This is a genomic window from Metabacillus mesotrionivorans (assembly GCF_052171315.1).
Classification (GTDB): Bacteria; Bacillota; Bacilli; order Bacillales; family Bacillaceae; genus Bacillus_P.
On record NZ_JBQMFF010000004.1, the window covers coordinates 233,897 to 258,850 of the forward strand.

Sequence of the window (24,954 nt, forward strand, 5' to 3'; positions counted from 1 at the left end):
GTGGTAGTCTTGTGACTGGAGCGGAAGGGAGCGGCTGCAAACTTCTGATATTGGTCATTCGTACAAAAGCGCGCCCAAACAATCAGTCCCAGAAGAGAACCCGGATTTCATAACATGAATCCGGGTTTTTTTCATATAGTTAAATTAATAAAAAATATTCTATTTTCTGAATATATCTTTGGTATACTTTCTATATAAGCCAAAAGTCATAATGGCAGCAAAGGGAGGAATGAAAATGGAAGTGCAAAAACCATGGCTTCATCTATATCCTGACGAAATACCCCACTACACAGAATTTGACAACCTGCCTCTACAAGCCTATCTTACAAAAGCAGCAGATGAATTTCCCGCAAAAACCGCCATTCACTTCTTGGGAAAGGAGCTGACGTTCAGGGAAGTCCATGAACAGTCTTTGAAACTTGCAGCCTACCTTCAGGAGCTGGGACTGAAAAAAGATGAGCGCGTATCGATTATGCTTCCGAACTGTCCTCAGGCAGTCATTGCCTACTACGGCGTCCTTTTTGCCGGAGGAATTGTTGTTCAGACAAATCCACTGTATATGGAAAGAGAGCTTGAATATCAGCTGAATGACTCTGACGCCAAATATATCATTACGCTCGATCTTCTCTATCCAAGGGTCTCAAAAATGAAAGCGTTAACAGGGCTTGAACACATCATCGCAACAAGCATCAAAGATTATCTTCCATTTCCTAAAAATCTGCTCTATCCGCTCGTGCAGAAAAAACAGAACCAGATTGTCGTCAAAATTGAGCATGGCGGACATACACACCAATTTAAAGAAATTATGAAAAGAGAGAATACAGAAGTAGAAGCATTTGAAGTGAATGCAAAAGAGGACGTGGCTCTTCTTCAGTACACAGGCGGCACCACAGGGTTTCCAAAAGGTGTAATGCTGACGCATGAAAATCTGGTGGCCAATACGTCCATGTGCACATCCTGGATGTATCAGTGCAGGCGCGGCGAAGAATCTGTTCTCGGCATCCTGCCATTTTTTCACGTTTACGGAATGACTGCTGTCATGAACCTGTCCATCATGCAGGGATATAAGATGATTCTGCTGCCGAAGTTTGATGCGACGGATACGCTGAAAGCAATCGACAAGCTGAAGCCAACCCTGTTTCCGGGCGCTCCGACTATTTATATTGCCCTCTTGAATCATCCCGATCTTAAAAAATATGACCTTTCTTCCGTTGAGTCCTGCATAAGCGGATCCGCTCCGCTTCCGGTTGAGGTTCAGGAGCAATTTGAACGGGAAACCGGAGGAAAACTTGTAGAGGGATACGGTCTTTCAGAAGCATCTCCCGTTACACATTCCAACTTCCTCTGGTCGCACAGAAAAAAAGGAAGCATCGGAGTGCCTTGGCCTAGCACGGATTCTGTGATCCTCTCATTTGAAACCGGAAAACCGGCCGCATTTAACGAACTCGGTGAAATTGCTGTCAGAGGTCCTCAGATCATGAAAGGATATTGGAAAAAACCTGAAGAGACGGCTGCTGTGATCAAGGATGGCTGGCTGCTTACAGGTGATATCGGCTATATGGATGAAGAAGGCTATTTTTATATTGTCGACAGAAAGAAAGATATGATTATAGCCGGCGGATTCAATATTTATCCCCGCGAGATTGAAGAAGTGCTTTACGAGCATGAAAAAGTGCAGGAAGTGGTCGTCGCAGGCATTCCTGACCCTTACAGAGGGGAAACGGTCAAAGCCTACATCGTCCTGAAAGAGGGAGAAGAGGCAACCGAGCAGGAATTTGACGAATTTGCCCGCAAACATATGGCAGCTTATAAAATTCCAAGAATCTATGAATTCCGCCAAGAACTCCCGAAAACAGCTGTCGGGAAAATTTTAAGACGATCTCTTGTTGAAGAGGAAAAAGAGAAGCTGAAGAATGCGAATTGAGTTATCATCAGCTCCGTATTATTTTTTAGATTCCAGTGGACTGCTGCGGAAGGCACTTGACTCCTGCGGGATGAAGAGGGAGTGGGAGACCTCGGAAGGCACGAAAACAGTTGGATTGTTCCCTTCAGCGAGCGGAAACAAGTGCGAAGGGAACGAAAACAGTTGGATTGTTCCCTTCAGCGAGCGGAAACAAGTGCGAAGGGAACGAAAACAGTTGGATTGTTCCCTTCAGCGAGCGGAAACAAGTGCGAAGGGAACGAAAACAGTTGGATTGTTCCCTTCAGCGAGCGGAAACAAGTGCGAAGGGAACGAAAACAGTTGGATTGTTCCCTTCAGCGAGCGGAAACAAGTGCGAAGGGCACAAAAGCAGTTGGATTGTTCCCTTCAGCGGGCGGAAACGAGTGCGAAGGGCACAAAAGCAGTTGGATTGTTCCCTTCAACGAGAAGAAACCAGTGCGAAGGGAACGAAAGCGTTCGTACTGGTTTCCCAAATATATAAGTTGAAAACACCAGTGGAGCGAAAGGGAACGGGTACATTGCAACAAGCAAGAATAACTTGAAACGGCCCCCCGAGTTGCTGCGGGGGTCTTTTCACGCTATGATGGAGAAACACTTCTATAAGCTTTTGCCGGGGTGCATCTTTTTCTTGACAGAAGAGCTTTGTCATTTTATGATGAAAATATGAATGATGATTCATTCATTATTTGAAAGGAAGAATGGACATTGAAGCAAAAACGACCAAAATACCTCCAGATCATTGATGCAGCTGTCATCGTGATTGCCGAAAACGGCTACCATCATGCACAGGTATCAAAGATTGCCAAGCAGGCTGGAGTAGCTGATGGCACCATCTATCTGTATTTTAAGAACAAGGAAGATATCCTTATCTCCCTCTTTCAGGAAAAGATGGGCGTGTTCATCGAAAAAATTCAACAAGAAATAGCAGGAAAAGACACGGCTGCGGAGAAATTATATATGTTGATAGAAAAGCATTTTTCTCTATTAGCAGAAGACCATCACCTGGCTGTTGTGACCCAGCTTGAACTCAGGCAGTCCAATAAGGAGCTTCGCCTGAGAATCAACGAGATACTCAAAGGTTACCTGAATATCCTTGACTCCATTATTCAGACTGGGAAAGATACCTCTGAATTCAGCGAGGATCTCGATGCAAGACTTGCAAGGCAGATGATTTTCGGAACAATTGACGAAACAGTCACAACCTGGGTTATGAACGACCTGAAGTTTGACCTCCCTGCACTTGCAGGAAATGTTCACAAACTCTTAATCAACGGCTGCGGCAGGGTGTAGCGTCACCCTCTGCGCCAACATGCACAAAAGGAGGCCTGCGCTGTGAGTTATTTAAAAGTCAAAGTAGAAGATTATGTTGCGGACGTAACCATTCACCAACCTCCCGCAAATGCATTATCGTCCTATGTTTTGAAAGAGCTTTCATCACTGATGGATGAATTTGAATCAAACAAAGAAGTAAGAGTTATTGTCATTCACGGAGAAGGACGTTTCTTCTCGGCAGGAGCTGACATTAAGGAATTTACGGCAGTGAAAAACGGCGAAGAATTTTCAGGGCTTGCCGCAAACGGCCAGGAGCTTTTTGAACGAATCGAGACTTTTCCAAAGCCGGTCATCGCTTCCATTCATGGAGCAGCCCTAGGCGGCGGTCTCGAACTTGCAATGAGCTGCCACGTAAGGCTTGTCACTGAAAACGCCAAGCTTGGACTTCCTGAACTGCAGCTCGGCCTGATCCCGGGATTTGCAGGGTCGCAGCGCCTGCCTAAATATGTAGGAGAAGCGAAAGCGCTTGAAATGCTGCTGACGAGCGAACCGATTTCAGGAATGGAAGCTGTGTCGTATGGACTTGCAAATCATGCTTTCCCTGAAGACTCTCTTGCTGAAGAGACAATGAAGCTTGCAAAGAAATTTGCAGCGAAAAGTCCGATAGCCGTTGCGGCAGCCATTGATTTGATCAACGCTTCTAAAACGCTTCCTTACCATGAAAGAGTAAAGAAGGAAGCCGGATATTTCGGCACCGTTTTTGAAAGTGCGGATGCCAAAGAAGGCATAAGTGCTTTTCTTGAGAAAAGACAGCCGCAGTTTAAAGGCGAATAAACGTCACTGATTAAACGTTACATACGTTTTTTCTATACAATTTGAATGCTTAACGTAAATAGGGGGATGGACATGAATATTTATGTAATCATGAAAAAAACGTTTGATACGGAAGAAAAAATCACGCTTCAAAACGGCAAGATCAACGAAGACGGCGCCGAGTTCATTATTAATCCTTACGATGAATATGCAATTGAAGAAGCAATTCAGATCCGCGACGCAAACAGCGGGGAAGTAACAGTTGTGACAATCGGCGGCGAAGAGGCTGAGAAGGAATTGCGCACAGCTCTTGCCATGGGGTGTGACAAGGCTGTTCTTATTAATACGGAAGACGATCTTGAAGACGGAGATCAGTTTACAACGTCAAAAATCCTTGCTGAATATTTTAAAGACAAGGATGCAGATTTGATTCTCGGCGGAAACGTTGCGATTGACGGCGGTTCAGGCCAGGTAGGCCCGCGTCTTGCAGAACTTCTTGATATTCCTTATGTTACGACAATTACAAAGCTTGAAATCAATGGAAATCAGGCTACCGTTGTCCGTGATGTAGAAGGTGATTCAGAAGTAATCGAAACATCACTTCCTTTGCTTGTGACAGCACAGCAGGGACTGAACGAGCCGCGCTACCCTTCTTTGCCTGGAATCATGAAAGCAAAGAAAAAGCCGCTTGAAGAGCTGGAACTGGATGATCTGGATCTAGAGGAAGATGACGTTGAACCGAAAACGAAAACAATCGAAATTTATATGCCGCCAAAGAAAGAAGCAGGAAAAGTGCTTCAGGGCGAGCTTGATGCCCAGGTAAAAGAACTGGTATCACTTCTTCGCAACGAAGCGAAAGTCATCTGACAATCTGGCCCAGCACGGAATTACTTTCTATCAAACGTATAACAGGGGGACTCTATAATGGCACGAAAAGTACTGGTACTCGGAGAAGTACGTGATCAATCACTCCGCAATGTTTCTTTTGAAGCAATTGCTGCAGGCAAAACGATTTCAGAAGGCGGGGAAGTAACAGCTGTTCTTTTAGGGGAAAGCGTTGCTTCACTTGCACAGGAAATGATCTACTACGGTGCAGACCGCGTAATTACGGTAGAAGACGCAAAGCTGAAAACATATACGCCTGACGGTTATTCACAGGCTCTCCTGGCTGTGATTGAACAGGAAAAACCTGAAGGACTGATTTTTGGCCACACAGCTCTTGGAAAAGATTTATCGCCTAAAATCGCTGCGAAAATCGGTTCAGGCCTGATCTCTGATGCAACGGATTTAGAAGTGACAGGCGGAAATGCCGTGTTCACTCGACCAATTTACTCAGGAAAAGCGTTCGAAAAGAAAATTGTGACTGACGGAACCATTTTTGCTACAATCCGTCCAAATAACATTGCTCCTCTTGAGAAGGATGAATCAAGAAGCGGGGAAGTCTCTTCAGTCACAGCTGATATCAAGGATCTTCGCACAGTTGTAAAAGAAGTGGTGCGAAAAGCAACTGAAGGCGTGGATCTCTCAGAAGCCAAAGTGATTGTTGCAGGCGGACGCGGAGTGAAAAGCACAGACGGCTTTAACCCTCTTAAAGAGCTTTCGGATGTTCTTGGCGGAGCGGTTGGCGCTTCCCGCGGTGCATGTGATGCGGATTACTGCGATTATTCCCTGCAGATCGGCCAGACAGGAAAAGTTGTCACTCCTGACTTGTACATTGCCTGCGGTATTTCCGGAGCCATTCAGCATTTAGCAGGTATGTCCAATTCGAAAATCATTGTTGCCATCAACAAAGATCCGGAAGCCAATATCTTTAAAGTGGCCGATTACGGTATTGTCGGCGACCTCTTTGAAGTCGTTCCGCTTCTGACAGAAGAGTTCAAAAAGCTTAAAGTTCATTCTTAAAAGACCATAAAAACACGACCTCACCCGTCGTGTTTTTATTTTCTCCAGTCCGGATATGTTTTTCCTCAGAAAGTTGGGGAAAAGTAAACGTGAGCAAAAAATTCGCAGACCCAATTCTTTAATGCTATACTTCAGTTATTACTCGATTTTTAGGAGGAAATTACAATGGCAATTACAAATGCAACAGATCAAACATTTACAGCAGAAACTAGCGAAGGCGTAGTCCTCGTTGACTTTTGGGCTCCATGGTGCGGACCTTGTAAAATGATTGCTCCGGTTCTTGAAGAACTTGATCAGGAAATGGGCGACAAAGTGAAAGTGGTTAAGCTTGATGTTGATGAAAATCAGGAAACAGCAGGCAAATACGGAGTTATGAGCATTCCTACTTTGCTTGTATTCAAAAACGGAGAAGTTGTAGACAAAACAGTTGGCTTCCAGCCTAAAGAAGCTTTAGCTGAACTTCTTAATAAACACGCATAATTCGAAAACCTGCCGCAAATCGTTCGGCTGGATTTTTCAAAAACAAAACCCAGGCTTGCGAGCTTGGGTTTTTCATTTCTCTTTCATGCAGGAGAAAGCGCTCCTCTCCGAAACAAAAAATATGTCAATTATTGCTCAGGAAATGATTGCCCCTCTGCCTGTAAAGTATGTAAAAATTCACCTCTGACGGTGTCTGCAAAAAAGCGCGCATATCTCCGCACGACTCACAGACAGGATAATGGTACAATATTGGAATAAACCTTATTAATGGAGTGTCCGCAATGGAGCAATTGATAAAAGAAAAGCTGGCCGTTTTGCCGGATCAGCCGGGCTGCTATTTAATGAAGGACCGTTTCGGCACCGTTATCTATGTCGGAAAAGCAAAAGTGCTGAAGAATCGTGTCCGCTCTTATTTTACAGGCTCCCATGACGGGAAAACGCAGCGGCTTGTAAGTGAAATCAGAGATTTTGAATACATTGTAACCTCTTCAAATATAGAAGCGCTTATCTTAGAGCTGAACCTGATAAAAAAGCATGATCCAAAATACAATATCATGCTGAAGGATGACAAAATTTATCCGTTTATCAAAATCACCGGTGAAAGACATCCGCGGCTGATCGTTACCCGGAATGTTAAGAAGGATAAAGGAAAATACTTCGGGCCATACCCGAACGTGCAGGCAGCAAGGGAAACGAAGAAGCTGCTTGACCGTCTCTATCCTTTAAGAAAATGCTCCACACTCCCTGATCGAGTATGCCTTTACTACCACATGGGACAATGCCTTGCACCCTGCGTCTACAATGTGACGCAGGAACAGAACAGGCAGATGGTGGACGAAATGACGCGCTTTCTTAAAGGCGGATTTAAGCAGATTAAAGAGGAACTTTCAAAGAAAATGCTGGCTGCATCAGAGAATCTTGATTTTGAACGTGCAAAAGAATACCGGGACCAGATCGCCCACATCGACGCCACGATGGAAAAGCAAAAGATGACGATGAATGATTTTGTTGACCGTGATGTGTTCGGCTATTCGTTCGACAAGGGGTGGATGTGCGTTCAAGTGTTTTTTGTAAGACAGGGCAAGCTGATTGAACGGGATATAGCTATGTTCCCGCTTTATCAGGAACCTGAAGAAGAATTCTTGACCTTCCTCGGCCAGTTTTACTCAAAGAGCAATCATATTCTGCCGAAAGAAATTCTGCTTCCGGACAGCGTTGACCGCGAAATGGCAGCTGAGCTTCTTGGAGTTACGGCGACACAGCCTCAGCGGGGAAAGAAAAAGGATCTCGTGCTGCTGGCACATGAAAATGCGAAAATTGCTCTTAAGGAAAAATTCTCGCTGATTGAGCGCGATGAAGAGAGAACGATAAAAGCGATTGACCAGCTGGGTGAAAAAATGGGCATTTATACTCCTGCAAGAATTGAAGCCTTTGATAATTCAAACATTCAGGGTACAGATCCCGTATCGGCCATGATTGTTTTCATTGACGGGAAGCCTGCCAAAAAGGAATACAGAAAGTATAAAATTAAAACTGTTAAAGGCCCTGATGATTATGAATCGATGCGTGAAGTTGTCCGCAGACGCTATACGCGCGTCCTGAAAGAAGAACTTCCGCTTCCGGATTTAATTATTATTGACGGGGGGAAAGGCCACCTTGCAGCAGCTCAGGATGTGCTTGAAAATGAGCTTGGCTTGACCATACCTGTAGCAGGCCTTGTAAAGGACGACAAACATCGAACATCCAACCTCATGGTCGGCAGTCCGCCTGAAATTGTGGAACTTGAACGAAACAGCCAGGAGTTTTATCTCCTCCAGCGCATTCAGGATGAGGTTCACCGGTTTGCGATTACTTTCCACAGGCAAACTCGGGGAAAGACCGCTTTTCAATCCATTCTGGATGACATACCCGGTGTTGGCGAAAAACGCAGGAAGGTCCTGCTGAAACATTTCGGGTCTGTGAAAAAAATGAAAGAGGCAAGTGTAGATGACATTATCGCTGCAGGCATGCCTTCAAATACCGCAGAATTAATCTATGAGAAACTGCAGGAAAAAGAAGAAGCATAAAATGTTCTTGCTTTAAGCAGTAAGGTTTGCTAAAATTTTAACTAATTTCATAAATCAGATCGTTTAGTTCGTTAAATGACGGTAGAGGTGCGGACTTCAAGAGTAGCGCGTCAGAGGAAAATGGATTCCTTTGAAGACGCGTGAAAGGGGAGCGCCGCCGAAGCAAAGAAAGAGCCATTTCTTCTCTTTGCTGGTTTTGCGTTTAAGAGACGCAGGATTGTCAAGAAGATATTTTTCTTGGAGCGCTATCTCATTGTATGAATGAAGTTCCATTATTCGTTTATGCAAGCAATGAGATAGAGAATCTCATTGCTTTTTTTGCGTTTTCCGGGATTCTCCCTTTTACTTGCTGACGATCAAATAAGACTTTAAATAAGACTTGAAAGGCGAGAGGCGATATGGGTTTAATTGTACAAAAATTCGGAGGCACATCCGTTGGTTCACCTGAGAAGATCATGAATGCTGCAAACCGTGCAGCGGAGGAAAGACAAAAGGGGAACAGCGTAGTTGTCGTTGTATCGGCAATGGGGAAAACAACCGATCATTTAGTTTCACTTGCAGCTGAAATCACTCAAAAGCCAAGCAAGAGAGAAATGGACATGCTTCTTTCAACTGGAGAGCAAGTGACCATATCTCTTCTGACAATGGCTTTGCAGGCGAAAGGCTATGACGCTGTTTCCTATACAGGCTGGCAGGCCGGGATCAGCACAGAGCACGTCCACGGAAATGCGAGAATTTCCGGAATCGATACAGAGAAAATGGAAAAACGGCTTTCTGAAGGGAAAATCGTCGTTGTTGCCGGATTTCAGGGCTTTGCAGACGGCAGCGAGATCACGACTCTTGGACGCGGAGGCTCCGATACAACCGCAGTTGCACTTGCAGCAGCGCTGAAAGCGGACAAATGCGATATTTATACAGACGTGACGGGTGTATTCACAACCGACCCGCGTTTTGTAAAAGGTGCAAGAAAGCTTGAAGGAATTTCCTATGATGAAATGCTTGAGCTCGCTAACCTCGGAGCGGGTGTCCTGCATCCGCGAGCTGTTGAATTTGCAAAAAATTACGGAGTACCGCTTGAAGTCAGATCCAGCACAGAAGCCGAACGGGGCACGCTTATTGAGGAGGAAACAGATATGGAACAGAATTTAGTCGTAAGAGGCATTGCATTTGAAGATCAGGTGTCAAAAGTGACGGTTTGCGGGCTGCAAAACGGATTGATGGCTCTTTCCACTATTTTCAAAACACTCGCAAGCCATGGAATAAATGTGGATATTATTATTCAAAGTACAGCAGACGCACAGATCGCTTCTCTTTCATTCTCTGTAAAAACAGGGGAGGTCGAAGAGACCGTTCACGTTCTTGAAACGTATAAAGAGGAACTCGGATTTGAACGGATCGAGTTTGAAAACGGCCTGTCCAAAGTGTCAATCGTGGGGTCCGGAATGGTCTCAAACCCGGGTGTTGCGGCGGAAATGTTCCATGTTCTTGCAAAGGAAGGAATTGAAGTGAAAATGGTCAGCACATCAGAAATAAAAGTTTCAACGGTAGTCGGCCATGCTGATATGGTGAAAGCAGTAGAAGCGCTGCACGACGCATTTGAATTATCCGAGCAGCCGGCAGGCGTCCTTGGCGCCAACTGAGGGCTTTAATGAAAATGAAAAAAGGACGGGTATCATGAGTACCCGTCCTTTATTCGTTTTCAAACTCCATGTCTTTGTAGTCCCATTTCACAGTAAAGTGAACTTTGTCCGCACGTTTTTTAACATGCTCATAGGTTTCGGTGATCTGCTTGTTCATGCGCTGCACCTGCTGGGCAATAAAGCCTGCTTCAAGCTGGAACGACGGTTCTTTCATCGTTTTAAATCTTGTCTCGATCAGTTCGCTCTGCAGCTGAAATTCCATTTCGTCTTTTTTCTTATGTACAAGTGAAAGGTTTCCAAAGCCTGCGAGCGAAAAGAAAGCAATCAGCTCGTCGATGGAATCTGCCGGATATTTCCGCGCAAGGCTTTTGCCTGCCCAGTACATCATGGAAGCGGACTCGTTCCCCAGAATGTCAGGAATAAGCACTTCTCTAAGGAGTTCATATGCAAACGCAGGCACCTGCATATCTCTGAGCTGTGCCGTGTCAATTTGTTCTTTCGTTTTTTTCACATTCTTCCCCTCTTTCTGATTTTATTATATATCAAGATGCGGCATGAGGCACATGCAATAAAAGTAAATTATCTGCCGGGTCAGCACCAGATTAGTATTTTAAGAAAATAAAAATTGTTCCAAAACGAGATTTGTCACAAAATTAAAATTTATGAACACGTTTTCTTGACGCTGTAACGCGTGAGGAGTACAATAAATTTGTCACATTTTATCATACAATGTTTATTTTTTTAAAAGATTGCCGGGAATAGGAGAAACATTAAAAAAAAGATTTTAAGATTACTAGGGGGTTATGTTGAGATGGCTGGAAACAGAGAGTATTTGAACCGAAGACTTCATTCCTTGCTTGGAGTGATTCCGGTTGGCGTCTTCTTAATTCAGCATCTTGTTGTAAATAACTTTGCAACAAGAGGAGAAGAAGCATTTAACAATGCTGCACATTTTATGGAAAGCTTGCCGTTTAGAATTGTTCTGGAGACATTTATTATATTCCTCCCGCTTTTATACCATGCAATCTACGGAATTTACATTGCGTTTACAGCAAAAAACAACGTCAGCAAGTTCGGATACTTCCGCAACTGGATGTTCATGCTTCAGAGAATCTCAGGTGTTATTACGCTTATTTTCGTTTCATGGCACGTCTGGGAAACTAGAATTGCAGCTGCCTTTGGCGCAGAAGTGAATTTTGACATGATGGCCTCTATTTTCAGCAATCCATTCATGATTGTTTTCTACGTAGTTGGTGTTGTATCAACAATCTTCCACTTTGCAAACGGCCTGTGGTCATTTGCTGTGAGCTGGGGAATTACAGTCACTCCTAGATCACAACTGATCTCCACTTACGTGACAATCGCACTTTTCCTTGCATTGTCCTACGTTGGAGTCAGCACTATTTTTGCATTTGTTTGATGAGTACTAGAATCAAAGGGAGTGGGCCAGATGAGTAAAGGTAGAATTATTGTCGTCGGAGGCGGTTTGGCAGGCCTGATGGCAACCATCAAAGCAGCAGAATCCGGCGTTCATGTAGATTTATTTTCATTAGTACCAGTTAAGCGCTCTCATTCCGTTTGTGCACAAGGCGGAATCAACGGCGCTGTTAATACAAAAGGAGAAGGCGATTCTCCGTGGGAGCATTTTGATGATACGGTTTACGGCGGGGATTTCCTTGCCAACCAGCCTCCTGTAAAAGCGATGTGCGAAGCGGCTCCGTCAATCATTCACTTGCTTGACCGCATGGGTGTCATGTTCAACCGTACGCCTGAAGGGCTTCTTGACTTCCGCCGTTTTGGAGGAACGCAGCATCACCGCACGGCATTTGCCGGTGCAACGACAGGGCAGCAGCTTCTTTATGCGCTTGATGAGCAGGTCCGCCGCTATGAAGTGGCAGGTCTTGTGACAAAGTACGAGGGCTGGGAATTCCTTGGAGCGGTTGTCGATGACGACGGTGTGTGCCGAGGCATTACCGGACAGGATCTAACAAGCATGGAAATCAAATCATTCCGTTCAGACGCTGTCATCATGGCAACGGGCGGACCTGGAATCATCTTTGGAAAATCAACAAACTCTGTCATCAACACGGGATCAGCAGCTTCCATCGTCTATCAGCAGGGCGTTCACTATGCTAACGGCGAGTTCATTCAGATTCACCCGACAGCTATTCCGGGAGATGACAAGCTTCGCCTGATGAGTGAATCAGCTCGCGGTGAAGGCGGACGCGTCTGGACGTACAAAGACGGGAAGCCATGGTATTTCCTTGAGGAAAAATATCCTGCATACGGAAACCTTGTTCCGCGTGATATCGCAACACGTGAAATCTTCGATGTGTGTGTCTCTCAAAAGCTCGGCATCAATGGAGAGAACATGGTCTATCTGGATCTGTCTCATAAAGATCCGAAAGAGCTTGACATTAAGCTTGGAGGCATCATCGAAATTTATGAAAAATTCATGGGTGATGACCCGCGCAAGCTTCCAATGAAAATCTTCCCTGCTGTTCATTACTCAATGGGCGGTCTGTGGGTTGACTATAACCAGATGACGAATATTCCGGGCTTATTTGCTGCGGGAGAATGTGATTACTCCATGCACGGCGCAAACCGTCTTGGTGCGAACTCCCTTCTTTCAGCCATCTACGGCGGAATGGTGGCAGGACCAAAAGCAGTTGACTATATCAGCGGCCTAGATGCTTCTGCAGAAGATCTTTCATCTGCTGTATATGACGCTCATGTGAAGCAGGAAGAAGAAAAATGGCAGAACATCATGAACCTTGACGGAACAGAAAACGCCTACGTGCTTCATAAAGAGCTTGGCGAATGGATGACTGACAATGTAACGGTTGTCCGCTACAACGACAAGCTTCTGAAAACCGATGAGAAAATCCAAGAGCTGATTGAACGCTATCAGAATATCAATATTAATGATACGGCGAAATGGAGCAACCAGGGTGCTACGTTTACCCGCCAGCTTCAGAACATGCTTCAAATGTCCCGCGTCGTGACATTGGGCGCCTACAACCGCAACGAAAGCCGCGGAGCGCATTATAAGCCTGAATTCCCTGAACGTAATGATGAAGACTTCCTTAAAACGACGATGGCTACGTTTGCCGGTTTGACTGCTGCTCCTAAATTCCACTACGAAGAAGTGGACGTCAGCTTAATCGAACCGCGCAAACGCGACTACTCGAAGAAGAAAAAGGGGGAATAAGAAATGAACAGTGAAAAGAAAGTAGTTCGTTTTATTATTACTCGCCAAGATCAGCCCGGTGCTGCCCCTTATGATGAAACATTTGAAATTCCTTACCGTCCGAATATGAACGTGATCTCCGCGCTGATGGAGATCAGAAGGAATCCTGTAAATTCTGAGGGAAGAGAAACAACACCGATCACTTGGGATATGAACTGTCTTGAAGAGGTATGCGGAGCCTGTTCTATGGTTATTAACGGCAAGCCGCGCCAATCATGTACAGCACTTGTCGACCAGCTTGAACAGCCGATCCGCCTTCAGCCGATGAAAACATTCCCTGTTGTGCGCGACCTTCAGGTTGACCGCAGCAGAATGTTTGACTCCCTTAAGAAGGTAAAAGCGTGGATTCCGATTGACGGAACATACGACCTTGGACCTGGCCCGCGTATGCCTGAGAAAAAACGCCAATGGGCATATGAGCTTTCAAAATGCATGACGTGCGGAGTATGCCTTGAGGCATGCCCGAACGTTAACAGCAATTCTGATTTCATCGGACCGGCTCCTCTTTCACAGGTTCGTTTGTTTAACGCTCATCCAACAGGTTCATTGAACAAATCCGAGCGTCTTGAAGCGATTATGGGTGACGGAGGACTTGCAAACTGCGGAAACTCTCAAAACTGTGTGCAATCATGTCCTAAAGGAATTCCTTTAACGACTTCTATTGCTGCGCTGAACAGAGATACAACGTTCCAGGCATTCCGCAATTTCTTCGGAAGCGATCAAGTCTAAGCAGTAATAACGAAAACACCTCTTTAAATAAGAGGTGTTTTTTACATATCATCAAAGAAAAGAGGAACAGCCATGAACAAAATTCCCTATATCACAATGCCGCTGCAGGAATGGAAGGATACATTTGCCTTTCATCACCCGCTAAAGGTTCGCTTTTCCGAAACAGATATGTTCGGTCATATGAACAACACGGCACCAATTGCATACTTTGAAGAAGCACGGATTGAATTTTTTAAACATGCAGGCCTTATGGAGAACTGGCTGAAAAAGGACGGGGAACTGATTCCTGTTGTGGCCGACATCCAGTGCGATTACATCAGGCAGGTGTTTTTTGATGAGGAGCTCTTGCTGTATGTCAAAGCTGCATCTGTTGGAAATTCGTCTGCCGAGCTCCATTACTGCGCCGTAAATAAAAAAAGGGAAGTCTGCTTTACAGGACGAGGAACCGTTGTGCAGATATCGAAATACAATGGAAAAAGTGTACCATTTCTGAATGCGGAAAAGAAAATGCTCATAGGTTCTGAGGTCTTTGCCACATAAAAAAATAGACACCGAATTTCACGAATCAGCTAAAGTAACAGTCACCGCCAATACAGAGTGCACATACTATATGTTGACTAATCTTATACCCATTCGTTAGACCGGCTCGCACCTAGCAAGGAGGGTTACCATTCTTGAAAGAGAAAGAGTTTCAATCAAAGCCACTACTCACGAAAAGAGAGAGAGAAGTTTTCGAATTATTAGTACAGGATAAAACGACGAAAGAAATAGCGGGCGAGCTCTTCATTAGTGAAAAAACAGTTCGGAACCATATTTCCAATGCGATGCAAAAGCTTGGAGTAAAAGGAAGATCACAGGCAGTTGTTGAGCTTCTTCGTATGGGTGAACTTGAGCTCTAATACGTACCGGCTGACCTTATTTTAGGCTGGCCGGTTATTATTTCTGCCGGGATTTTTTCTTGTAATGACTGTCAGCTAAAATATCAAACTTGCATTTTTGTGTGAAAACATAGAAAATGGATATGATACGCACACTACTAGTGTATATTCTGCTCCGTGCGGTCAGATTGAATGAGTGAGGGTTGCTGATGACAGTTCATAATGATGTATTAAGTGATAAAATGGTGGCTGACCTGGAAAAATCCTTAAGGCATATTTCTGTGATGGTGAAGCAGAGAGGCCGGGAGATCCTGAGTCAATTCCCGATTACACCGCCTCAGTTTGTGGCGCTGCAATGGCTTTCAGAACACGGCGACATGACAGTCGGTGAATTATCCAACAAATTGTACCTAGCATGCAGCACTACGACTGATCTGGTTGACCGGATGGAGAAAAACAAACTTGTCGTGCGCGTGAAAGATCCAAATGACCGCAGAGTGGTAAGAGTGCACCTTCTTGCAGAAGGGCAGCGCATCATCGAAGAAGTCATTCATAAGCGGCAACAATACTTAAAAAACGTAATCAGAAATTTTGATATGCAGGAAATAATTCAGCTTGAAAGCTCATTGACGAAACTGCACCTAGAAATGAGAGAAGAATGAGGCGATTTTTTGAACAGAGCAATCGGCGTCATTGATTCCGGTGTCGGCGGCCTGACCGTTGCGCGGGAAATTATGAGGCAGTTACCAAATGAAGACATCATCTATTTAGGTGATACAGCAAGATGTCCCTATGGTCCAAGACCGATTGAAGAGGTTCGGGCTTTTACATGGCAAATGACGAATTACCTCGTCTCTAACCATCATATTAAAATGCTTGTGATTGCGTGCAATACGGCAACGGCCATTGCCCTTCAGGAAATTCAGGATGAGCTTGATATCCCTGTTGTCGGCGTTGTGTTCCCGGGTGCCCGAACAGCCATTAAAGTGACTAGAAACAACCGCATCGGCGTCATTGGAACGGTCAATACGGTCGCAAGCGGCGCGTACGAAAAGGCACTGAAGACCATCAAGAAGTCAGTGACGGTTGAAAGTCTTGCCTGTCCTGCGTTTGTTCCGCTTGTTGAAAGCGGGGACTTTGATAATGACTATGCGGTTTCAATTGTGGAGGATTCCCTTTTTCCGCTGAAGGACCATCCGATCGATACACTGATTCTCGGCTGCACGCATTATCCGGTTCTGAAAGACCTGATTGAGAACTATATGGGACCAAGAGTAAAAATTATCAGCTCAGGAGACGAAACAGCCCGTGAGGTAAGTACGATCCTGTCTTATAAGAAGGCATTGAATGAATCGCAGGAAGAAAACCATCACCTCTTCCTGACAACCGGATCGAAGGATCTCTTCCAGCGCATCGCTTCGCAGCTGTTTGAAGAGCCGGTGAAAAATGTTCAGTCCATTGCGCTTTAATTAAGTAGAGACTTTTACATGAATATGATCGCCATCGAAAAGAGAATGGGACAGAAATAAATTAGGGTGAATTTGAGCATAAACTACTCAAATTCACCCTTTTTCATTTATACTTTTTTGTCCGGTATAATCAGCGGCAAGTGCTCAAATGGCATAAGATACAAGTGTTTCCTACGAGATAACTTCTGCATTGTCTCATCCTTTTGTTTATGTTATTGGACACTTCCAACTGGAATAGCAATGGATCATTAATTATGCTGTCACAGCCTGAGTGCTGCCACTTTTAACAGAAGAGAGTCCTCATTTGTGGCGCCATTCACTAAGTGCTGCCACTTTTATCAGAGGTGAGTCCTCATTTGAGGTGTCATTCTCATGAGTGTTGCCACTTTTAACAGAAGAGAGTCCTCATTTGTGGCGTCATTCGCCCAAGTGCTGCCACTTTTATATGAGGTGAATGTTCATTTGTGGCGCCATTCGTCAGAGTGCTGCCACTTTTATCAGAGGTAAGTCTTCATTTGTGGCGTCATCTCCAGAAGTGACATCAACAAATATTCTATATTAACTTCCGACTCCCCTTAATAACATGTTTTATCCCAGCCTCTTTCCGCTCATTCCATCAAGAACTCGTTTTACAGCAGTCAATTTCTTCCCTCTCACGCTCTATTAAAAATTTCTTCCTGATTTCGGTCTAATTCAATCTACAGCTCGTATACATAGTAGTACAAACTGCCTTAGGAGGGAAATGTATGTCTCAAAAGAGAAACGTGAAGATTGCTGCTACTGTAATGACTTCGGCGCTGTTATTGTCCGGCTGCGGATTGTTCGGCGGGGAGAAGGCCAAGGAAATCGATCCTCCACAAGACGTATCGTATGTGGATGAAGGAGATAAAGCTGCTGAAGAAACAGTAAATGAGGAAAAAACAACAGCAGAAGGTGAAAAAGGGGAAGAGTCGGGGCAAACGTACTCCAGGCAGTTATACTTAATTGACAGCAATGGACTTGTGGTCGCCCAGACATTTGATCTGCCAAAGCAGGAAGGCGTAGCGAAGCAGGTGCTTGACTACCTTGTTGAAGGCGGGCCTGTAACAAATATGCTGCCTGATGGATTCAGAGCGGTTATTCCGCAGGATACACAGGTCAGCGTCAATGTGAAAGACGGCGTTGCTTTAGTCGATTTTTCCAAAGAATTTAAAAACTATCAAAAAGAAGATGAGCTGAAGATTCTTCAGTCAATCACATGGACGCTTACTCAGTTTGATTCAGTCAAAACGGTCAAAATTATGATCAACGGCCATGAGCAAAACGAAATGCCTGTCGGGGGCACGCCGATCAGCAGCGAGCTGAGCAGGGCTGACGGCATCAACCTGGATACAGCAGGTGTCATGGATATTACTGATACAAAACCGCTTACGGTTTATTATACAGCGCAGCACGATGACAAGACGTATTATGTGCCTGTCACAACACGTGTGAGCAATGATGAGGAAGATCCGATTTCCGCTGTTGTTAAAAAACTGACAGAAGGGCCGTCTGCTGATACAGCGCTCCTCAGTGATTTTTCACAGGATGTGAAGCTTCTTGAAGAGCCTAAGCTTGAAGACGGAACGGTCACGCTTAATTTTAACGAATCGATTTACGGAAGTGCGGATGAAGAGAAGAAGATGGTTTCATCTCATATCGTTAATTCACTTGTCCTGTCTCTGACAGAGCAGCCGGGAATTGAAAACGTTGTGCTGACAGTGGACGGCAAGGCAGACCTTGTAAATGAGGACGGCAAAAAGATGACAGAACCTGTTGCGCGTCCAGTGAATGTCAACACAGGTAGTTTTTAATCGGTGATTTTTGATATACTATAAAGTGAAACGAAGAGGTAGTCATTGGCACTGCCTCTTCTTTATTGCCTCCGGACCTTTTGTCTTTGAAAGGAAGCCGGGACAAGCCCTATACATATAACGAAAACGCAAATCAATCAGGATCAGGAATGATCGGAGGAATCATAATGAGACATGACGGACGAAAGCAAGATGAAATCAGACGAGTAGAAATAGTGACAGATTATGTGAAACACCCGGAAGGATCGGTTCTGATCTGTGTGGGAGATACAAAGGTCATCTGCAATGCGAGCATTGAAGACCGTGTGCCGCCGTTTATGCGCGGAGAAGGAAAAGGCTGGATTACAGCAGAATACTCCATGCTGCCGCGCGCAACGGAACAGAGAACCATCAGAGAATCGTCAAAAGGAAAGATTACCGGAAGAACGATGGAAATTCAGCGATTAATCGGCCGTGCTCTCCGTGCAGTGGTAGACCTGGACAAGCTTGGCGAGCGTACAATCTGGATCGACTGTGATGTGATTCAGGCGGACGGAGGTACAAGAACAGCATCCATTACAGGTGCATTTGTGGCCATGACGATTGCTCTTGGAAAGCTTGTATCTGAAAAGAAAATCAGTTCGCTTCCGATTACAGATTTCCTTGCTGCAACTTCTGTCGGCATGGATTCAAAGCTAGGAGAGATTCTCGATTTAAACTATATTGAAGATTCATCTGCTGAAGTGGACATGAATGTCATCATGACAGGCTCAGGACGATTTGTAGAGCTGCAGGGAACAGGCGAAGAGGCAACATTCTCTCGCGAAGAGCTGAATGAACTTTTAAACCTTGCAGAAAAAGGGATTCAATCTTTGGTTACAATCCAAATGGAAGCGCTGGGTGATTTAGCGCTTAAAATTATGGATCAGAAAAACGGAAAGGGATGAACCTGATGAAGGAAGTCATTATTGCCACAAAAAATGCAGGAAAGCTTCTTGAATTTCAGACGATTCTTTCTGCCTACAATCTGACCTGCATCTCGCTGCTTGATTTTGACGATGCACCTGATGTGGAGGAAACGGGTTCGACTTTTGAAGAGAATGCCATTTTAAAAGCGGAGGCAATATCCAGGCTTTACGGAAAAATGGCGATCGCTGACGACTCAGGATTGTCGATTGACTACCTGAACGGAGAGCCGGGTATTTTTTCCGCAAGATATGCAGGCCCGGAAAAAGATGACGCAGCCAATATCCGTAAGGTGCTTGCCGAGCTGAAGAGCGCAGAAAAGGAAGAGCGCACCGCGAGATTCCGCTGCGCACTTGCCCTTGCTGAGCCCGGCCGCGAAACGGTAACGGTTGAAGGATCTGTCGAAGGGTATATAACAGAAGAGCCGGCTGGAGAAAATGGGTTCGGATATGACCCGATTTTTCTCGTCAAGGATAAAGCAAAAACAATGGCCGAGCTGTCGAAAGAAGAAAAAAACAAAATCAGTCACAGGGCAGCGGCGCTAAAGAAGCTGTCAGAGCTGCTCCAAGCCTGATTACAGGGAGTTTTGAGTCATGAAGGTTCTTATTATCAGCGACAGTCACGGGCTGACAGACGAGCTTCAGGAGATCAGAAACAGGCATGAATCCGAAACAGAAGCAATGTTTCACTGCGGCGATTCAGAACTGCCTGCCGATCACCCTTCTATGCAGGGCTTTGTTTCAGTGCGGGGAAACTGCGATTATGAACAGAAATATGCGGAGGCACTGATTGAAGAAGCAGGCGGGTTCCGTTTTTTCATTGCTCATGGCCACATGCATAACGTGAAGTCCACTCTGATGAACTTGAAATATGCTGCTGAAGATCACGCTGCGAAGATTGTCTGTTTCGGGCATTCTCATATTGCTGGTGCAGAATCTGCCGGCGGCATCCTCTTCATTAATCCTGGCAGCATCAGGCTGCCGAGGGTGCGCACCGAAAAAACATATGTTATATTAGAAATACAAAACGGGTCGGCAACTGTTACATTTTATCAGCAGGACGGAACGCCTGTAAAAGGCATGGCGCAGAGGTTTGAGCTGTCTTAAAAAGGAAAGGGGGAATTTTTTCCCTCTTTCAAAACTTTTTAGAAAAAGTTATTGACTTTATAGCTGATCACACATATAATAAAAAATGTCGCTGATACATAATCGCGATTGTCACAAAAAAACATGTCCCAGTAGCTCAGTGGATAGAGCAACGGCCTTCTAAGCCGTTGGTCGGGAGTTCGAATCTCTCCTGGGACGCCATACTATATACATACAAACTTCTTTCTGAAAATGAAAGAAGTTTTTTTGTTTTTTTTCGTCACTGCATTTCGCTGATTTATCCGTAAAACACCAGTGGACTGCAGCGGAAGGCACTTGACTCCTTGTCGAGCTGCAGCGCCCAACTCCTCTGTCAGAACAAAATCACCCAAAAAGTCAAAAGCGGACTTTTCGGGTGATTTTTTATCTGACTGCCGGAGCAAAACGGGCGCTTCCGCTTTTCTACGGGATGAAGAGGACGAGGGAGATCCCGCAAGCGCAGCTGAGGAAGCTCCCGGTCCTCCCCGCGGAAAGCAAGTGACTGGAGCGAAAGGGAACGGGTACAGTTGCAAACATGCCATCTCTCATTTGTTCGAAAAATGTTCATAATTTTTCCTCTGGATCTTATCCGTTTTAATCAAGAATCCGATTCCGGATCCACCCTCAAAAAGTTCCTTTTCCCCAGCAGAAATCACCCAAAACCCTGTCAGACAATCTCACAGAAAAAAACTTCAAAAAAAATTTTTCAAAAACACAATTCCTATAATGACAGGCATGTAAGCGTATACAAATTAACAAACAAATCTAAATTATCTAACAATTCAAAAAAAGACGGTTGACACCGCTTTTTAATGGGCGTAAGATAGGCTCAAATATAAGTTACATGAACATGTGAGGTTCATTAAAAGAAAAACATAACAGGCCGTTTAGCTGCGGCAGGAAGATCACTTTATATCTTTTAAAAGAGTCCATAACTAACGTTATAAGGATTTTTTTTACACACTGGAATTCAGCTGATTAACGCGTTTAGACTTTAAAAGAAAGGTGTGCTCTTTATGGGTGACCAATGGATTTTTTTGAACAAAGAATTTGTAAGAAAAGAAGATGCGAAGATTTCGGTGTATGATCACGGATTCTTGTATGGAGACGGGATTTTCGAAGGAATCAGAGTCTACAGCGGCAACATCTTCCGTTTAAAAGAGCACATGAAAAGACTGTATGAATCAGCAAGATCCATTTTGCTCACTATGCCGTACACACAGGAAGAGCTGACAGACCTGACGGTAAAAACGGTCGAGAAAAACGGGCTGGATGATGCTTATATCAGACTGGTAGTCTCAAGGGGAGTCGGTGATCTTGGGCTTGATCCATATAAATGCAAAGAGGCAAACGTCGTCATTATAGTAGAGCCGCTCTCAATCTTTCCTAAGCATCTCTATGAAACAGGAATTGATATTGTGACAGTCCCTACAAGAAGGAACCGCCCGGACGTTCTCAGTCCGAAAGTAAAATCACTCAACTATTTAAATAACGTTCTTGTAAAAATTGAAGCTCATCTGGCGAATGTAAGCGAAGCGCTCATGCTGAATGATCAGGGCTATGTCGCAGAAGGATCTGCAGACAATGTCTTTATCTATAAAAATAACAAACTTCTGACTCCGCCGGGATACCTTGGCGCCCTTGAAGGAGTTACGCGAAACGTCATCATCGAAATTGCGGCAGAACTTGGCTATGATGTGCGGGAAGAACCATTTACCCGCCACGATGTGTATACAGCTGATGAGGTCTTCCTGACAGGAACAGCAGCAGAAGTCATTGCTGTTGTAAAGGTAGACGGCAGGGAGATTGGTGAAGGCAAGCCGGGCGAGCACACAAACCGCCTGCTTGAGCAATTCAGGAAAAAAGTCATTGAAGACGGCGTGAAAGTTGAAACAGGCAATTCAAGCTTAAGTGTAAGTTAATAAGTGAAAACTTTGAAGAGGATAAGTAGCAATGGAAACAAGGATCCACAGAGAGCCGGCGGCTGCTGAAAGCCGGTGTTCCCTTCCAACGTGAACTCGCCTCTGAGTGCTGATTTGAAATGGAGTAGGATCAGCCGGGTGCTATTTTTCACACCACCCGTTACCAAAAGAAAGCTTTAAGCTTTCATAAGGTGGCCTGATTTTAGGCCATGAACAAGGGTGGTACCGCGAAAAGTGTTTTCAAACCTTTTCGCCCCTTTGACTCACAACTAGTGGGCAATATTGGGGCGGGAAGGTTTTTTATGTGGATTTTAAAGGCAAAAAGACCAGTACTTCGCTGGATAAAGCTCGATCAGTTCTTTTCGATCGAGCAGGGCTTTTTAGATGATAGCGGGAAAAAAGGAGGCAAAAATCGATGAATATGAAGGTACAATTGGACGCTGAATCTGCCAAGTGTACGAAAACGATGTCCGGTGCCATGATGATGATTGAAGCTCTTAAACGGGAAAAGACAGAGGTGATTTTCGGCTATCCCGGAGGAGCTGTCCTTCCGATTTACGACAAACTGTACAGCTCAGGCATGTTTCACGTTTTGACGAGACATGAACAGGGAGGCATTCATGCAGCAGAAGGCTATGCAAGGGTCTCAGGCAAACCCGGAGTCGTAATCGCCACCTCTGGACCGGGAGCTACAAACTTAATTACCGGACTCACAGACGCGATGATTGATTCCCTTCCGCTCGTTGTCTTTACCGGACAGGTTGCGACTTCTGTGATTGGAACCGATGCTTTTCAGGAAGCGGATATACTCGGAATTACAATGCCGATTACAAAGCACAACTTTCAAGTACGGGATGTCAACGACTTTCCCCGTATCATCAAAGAAGCATTCCATATTGCTACAACCGGCAGACCGGGACCAGTACTGATTGATGTGCCGAAAGATATCGCTGTAGCCGAAGGCATTTTCAACTATTACGAACCTGTACACCTGCCTGGATATCAGCCGAAGACAGAGCCAAATTACCTCCAGATCAGAAAGCTTGTAGAAGCTGTAAGCCGTGCTAAAAAACCAGTCATTCTCGCAGGTGCAGGTGTTATTCACGCTAAAGGAAGCGACAAGCTGAAAGAATATGCAGAACAGCAGCAAATACCGGTTGCAAGCACCCTTCTCGGGCTTGGCAGTTTCCCGGCAGACCATCCGCTGTTCCTCGGAATGGCAGGGATGCACGGTACATATACCGCCAATATGGCGCTGTATGACTGCGATTTGCTGATCAGCGTGGGAGCGCGCTTTGACGACAGGGTGACAGGGAACTTAAACCACTTTGCAAAGAAGGCTGTCATTGCCCATATCGATATAGATCCAGCCGAAATCGGCAAAGTGGTCGAAACGCAGATTCCGGTTGTCGGAGATGCGAAGCTGGTTCTTGAACAGCTCATTCATCAAAACGGGAAAAGAAGCGAGCATGATGAGTGGTATACAGCTCTTCAAACGAACAAAAAGACGCTTCCTCTCTGGTATAAGCCTTCAAATGAAGAGCTGAAGCCGCAGCACATGATTGAACTGATCCATGAGTGGACAGATGGAGAAGCAATCGTAACAACTGATGTAGGACAGCATCAAATGTGGGCGGCGCAGTATTACCGGATGCAGCAGCCAAACAGGTGGGTCACATCCGGAGGGCTTGGAACAATGGGGTTTGGACTTCCGGCGGCGATTGGAGCGCAGCTTGCTGAAAAGGATTCGACAGTAGTTGCTGTACTGGGTGACGGCGGATTCCAAATGACCCTACAGGAACTTTCTGTTATTCACGAACTGAACCTTCCTGTCAAAGTCATTATTTTAAACAACGGCGTGCTTGGAATGGTCAGACAGTGGCAGGAAATCTTCTATGAAGAAAGATATTCCCAGTCCGTCTTTCAATCACAGCCTGATTTCGTGAAACTTGCGGAAGCGTACGGCATGAAAGGACTGAATATTCAGACTGAAAGTGATTTCCCTGCCTTTAAAGAAGCGCTTAGATCCAAGGAGCCTGTCCTGATTTCCGTTAATGTAAGCCAGATGGAAAATGTGTATCCAATGATTGCACCAGGAAAAGGACTGCATGAAATGGTGGGTGTTAAGGCATGAAGCGAATATTAACATTAACCGTAAACAACCGGTCGGGCGTACTCAACCGAATTACCGGGCTGTTTACGAAAAGACACTATAACATTGAAAGCATCACAGTGGGGCACGCAGAGATTGAAGGCATATCCCGTATGACATTTGTCATCCATGTGGAAGACGAAAAAGAAGTAGAACAAATTACAAAACAGCTCAACAAGCAAATCGATGTGCTGAAGGTTCAGGACATTACCAATCAATCAATCGTTGCAAGAGAACTCGCGCTGATCAAAGTAATCGCTGCACCGGCAGTGAGAATGGAAGTGCAGGGAGTCATTGAACCATTCCGGGCCTCCATCATAGATGTCAGCCGGGACAGCCTGGTCGTTCAAGTAACCGGAGAATCAGACAAAATAGAAGCCATCATCGATCTCCTCAGACCCTATGGAATCAAAGAAATAGCCAGAACCGGCACAACAGCGTTCCCAAGAGGAACACAGCGGCCGTCTAGTTCGAAAACATATTCAATTGTATAAAGAGAAGATGGCAATGAACGGATGGAACGTATACAATTACAAAT

At 45.0% G+C, this 24,954-nt stretch carries 23 protein-coding genes, 1 tRNA gene, 1 riboswitch and 1 other annotated feature; of the genes, 23 read left to right on the forward strand and 1 reads right to left on the reverse strand.

Going from position 1 to position 24,954, the window contains the following annotated elements; all coding sequences use genetic code 11:
- Positions 1-235: 235 nt before the first annotated feature.
- The 8 genes from ACTSEZ_RS13410 (at position 236) to ACTSEZ_RS13445 (ending at position 10,115) form a co-directional block, all read left to right on the forward strand.
- Complete coding sequence (locus tag ACTSEZ_RS13410; RefSeq protein ID WP_369734676.1) at positions 236-1,924, forward strand: AMP-binding protein; 1,689 nt, start codon at positions 236-238, stop codon at positions 1,922-1,924.
- 723 nt (positions 1,925-2,647) lie between these two features.
- Positions 2,648-3,232 carry a fatty acid metabolism transcriptional regulator FadR gene (fadR, locus tag ACTSEZ_RS13415; protein WP_029279229.1) on the forward strand — a complete coding sequence of 195 codons (585 nt, stop codon included), beginning with the start codon at positions 2,648-2,650 and terminating at the stop codon, positions 3,230-3,232.
- A gap of 42 nt (positions 3,233-3,274) precedes the next feature.
- The gene (locus ACTSEZ_RS13420; protein ID WP_369734677.1) at positions 3,275-4,048 is read left to right on the forward strand and encodes an enoyl-CoA hydratase; all 774 of its coding nucleotides are present in this window, start codon (positions 3,275-3,277) and stop codon (positions 4,046-4,048) included.
- Between the two features lie 72 nt (positions 4,049-4,120).
- Positions 4,121-4,894 carry an electron transfer flavoprotein subunit beta/FixA family protein gene (locus ACTSEZ_RS13425; protein WP_029279233.1) on the forward strand — a complete coding sequence of 258 codons (774 nt, stop codon included), beginning with the start codon at positions 4,121-4,123 and terminating at the stop codon, positions 4,892-4,894.
- Positions 4,895-4,951: 57 nt separating this feature from the next.
- Positions 4,952-5,929 carry an electron transfer flavoprotein subunit alpha/FixB family protein gene (locus ACTSEZ_RS13430; protein ID WP_369734678.1) on the forward strand — a complete coding sequence of 326 codons (978 nt, stop codon included), beginning with the start codon at positions 4,952-4,954 and terminating at the stop codon, positions 5,927-5,929.
- Positions 5,930-6,094: 165 nt separating this feature from the next.
- Positions 6,095-6,409 (forward strand): thioredoxin, encoded by a 315-nt coding sequence (trxA, locus tag ACTSEZ_RS13435; RefSeq protein ID WP_029279237.1) that lies wholly within the window; start codon positions 6,095-6,097, stop codon positions 6,407-6,409.
- A gap of 281 nt (positions 6,410-6,690) precedes the next feature.
- Complete coding sequence (uvrC, locus tag ACTSEZ_RS13440; RefSeq protein WP_369734679.1) at positions 6,691-8,475, forward strand: excinuclease ABC subunit UvrC; 1,785 nt, start codon at positions 6,691-6,693, stop codon at positions 8,473-8,475.
- 74 nt (positions 8,476-8,549) lie between these two features.
- A riboswitch (Lysine riboswitch) is annotated at positions 8,550-8,731 on the forward strand.
- A gap of 142 nt (positions 8,732-8,873) precedes the next feature.
- Positions 8,874-10,115: an aspartate kinase gene (locus ACTSEZ_RS13445; protein ID WP_369734680.1), complete on the forward strand. Its 1,242-nt coding sequence runs from the start codon at positions 8,874-8,876 to the stop codon at positions 10,113-10,115.
- Positions 10,116-10,164: 49 nt separating this feature from the next.
- Here the strand turns inward: ACTSEZ_RS13445 and ACTSEZ_RS13450 are convergent, their stop codons facing one another.
- Positions 10,165-10,581: a YslB family protein gene (locus tag ACTSEZ_RS13450; protein ID WP_369734837.1), complete on the reverse strand. Its 417-nt coding sequence runs from the start codon at positions 10,579-10,581 to the stop codon at positions 10,165-10,167.
- Positions 10,582-10,926: 345 nt separating this feature from the next.
- Here ACTSEZ_RS13450 and ACTSEZ_RS13455 point away from each other — a divergent pair, with 345 nt between their 5' ends.
- The 15 genes from ACTSEZ_RS13455 to ilvN all read left to right on the forward strand — a co-directional run bounded on the left by ACTSEZ_RS13455 (position 10,927) and on the right by ilvN (position 24,910).
- The gene (locus ACTSEZ_RS13455; protein ID WP_029279245.1) at positions 10,927-11,535 is read left to right on the forward strand and encodes a succinate dehydrogenase cytochrome b558 subunit; all 609 of its coding nucleotides are present in this window, start codon (positions 10,927-10,929) and stop codon (positions 11,533-11,535) included.
- Positions 11,536-11,565: 30 nt separating this feature from the next.
- Positions 11,566-13,326, forward strand: coding sequence for a succinate dehydrogenase flavoprotein subunit (sdhA, locus tag ACTSEZ_RS13460; protein WP_029279247.1), 1,761 nt, complete (start codon positions 11,566-11,568; stop codon positions 13,324-13,326).
- A gap of 3 nt (positions 13,327-13,329) precedes the next feature.
- Positions 13,330-14,094, forward strand: a complete 765-nt coding sequence (sdhB, locus tag ACTSEZ_RS13465) for a succinate dehydrogenase iron-sulfur subunit (protein ID WP_369734681.1) — start codon at positions 13,330-13,332, stop codon at positions 14,092-14,094.
- A 72-nt stretch (positions 14,095-14,166) separates the two neighbouring features.
- Positions 14,167-14,634 carry an acyl-CoA thioesterase gene (locus ACTSEZ_RS13470; RefSeq protein ID WP_369734682.1) on the forward strand — a complete coding sequence of 156 codons (468 nt, stop codon included), beginning with the start codon at positions 14,167-14,169 and terminating at the stop codon, positions 14,632-14,634.
- Between the two features lie 134 nt (positions 14,635-14,768).
- Positions 14,769-14,993, forward strand: coding sequence for a spore germination transcription factor GerE (gene gerE, locus ACTSEZ_RS13475; RefSeq protein ID WP_029279253.1), 225 nt, complete (start codon positions 14,769-14,771; stop codon positions 14,991-14,993).
- Between the two features lie 188 nt (positions 14,994-15,181).
- A complete protein-coding gene (locus ACTSEZ_RS13480; RefSeq protein WP_369734683.1) occupies positions 15,182-15,634 on the forward strand; it encodes a MarR family winged helix-turn-helix transcriptional regulator in 453 nt (150 codons plus the stop codon).
- 9 nt (positions 15,635-15,643) lie between these two features.
- Entirely contained in the window at positions 15,644-16,441 is a 798-nt protein-coding gene (racE, locus tag ACTSEZ_RS13485; RefSeq protein ID WP_369734684.1) for a glutamate racemase, read from the forward strand.
- 746 nt (positions 16,442-17,187) lie between these two features.
- A complete protein-coding gene (locus tag ACTSEZ_RS13490) occupies positions 17,188-18,273 on the forward strand; it encodes a GerMN domain-containing protein (protein ID WP_369734685.1) in 1,086 nt (361 codons plus the stop codon).
- Positions 18,274-18,440: 167 nt separating this feature from the next.
- The gene (gene rph, locus ACTSEZ_RS13495) at positions 18,441-19,199 is read left to right on the forward strand and encodes a ribonuclease PH (RefSeq protein ID WP_369734686.1); all 759 of its coding nucleotides are present in this window, start codon (positions 18,441-18,443) and stop codon (positions 19,197-19,199) included.
- A gap of 5 nt (positions 19,200-19,204) precedes the next feature.
- On the forward strand, positions 19,205-19,792 hold the full coding sequence (locus ACTSEZ_RS13500) for an XTP/dITP diphosphatase (protein ID WP_369734687.1): 588 nt from the start codon (positions 19,205-19,207) through the stop codon (positions 19,790-19,792).
- Positions 19,793-19,811: 19 nt separating this feature from the next.
- Complete coding sequence (locus ACTSEZ_RS13505; protein ID WP_369734688.1) at positions 19,812-20,324, forward strand: metallophosphoesterase family protein; 513 nt, start codon at positions 19,812-19,814, stop codon at positions 20,322-20,324.
- Between the two features lie 125 nt (positions 20,325-20,449).
- Positions 20,450-20,525, forward strand: a tRNA-Arg gene (locus ACTSEZ_RS13510).
- Between the two features lie 833 nt (positions 20,526-21,358).
- Complete coding sequence (ilvE, locus tag ACTSEZ_RS13515) at positions 21,359-22,264, forward strand: branched-chain-amino-acid transaminase (RefSeq protein ID WP_369734689.1); 906 nt, start codon at positions 21,359-21,361, stop codon at positions 22,262-22,264.
- Between the two features lie 3 nt (positions 22,265-22,267).
- Positions 22,268-22,525 (forward strand) — a binding site (T-box leader).
- Between the two features lie 154 nt (positions 22,526-22,679).
- A complete protein-coding gene (gene ilvB, locus ACTSEZ_RS13520; protein ID WP_369734690.1) occupies positions 22,680-24,398 on the forward strand; it encodes an acetolactate synthase large subunit in 1,719 nt (572 codons plus the stop codon).
- On the forward strand, positions 24,395-24,910 hold the full coding sequence (ilvN, locus tag ACTSEZ_RS13525; RefSeq protein ID WP_369734691.1) for an acetolactate synthase small subunit: 516 nt from the start codon (positions 24,395-24,397) through the stop codon (positions 24,908-24,910). Before ilvB ends, ilvN begins: the two co-directional genes overlap by 4 nt.
- Positions 24,911-24,954 lie beyond the last annotated feature (44 nt).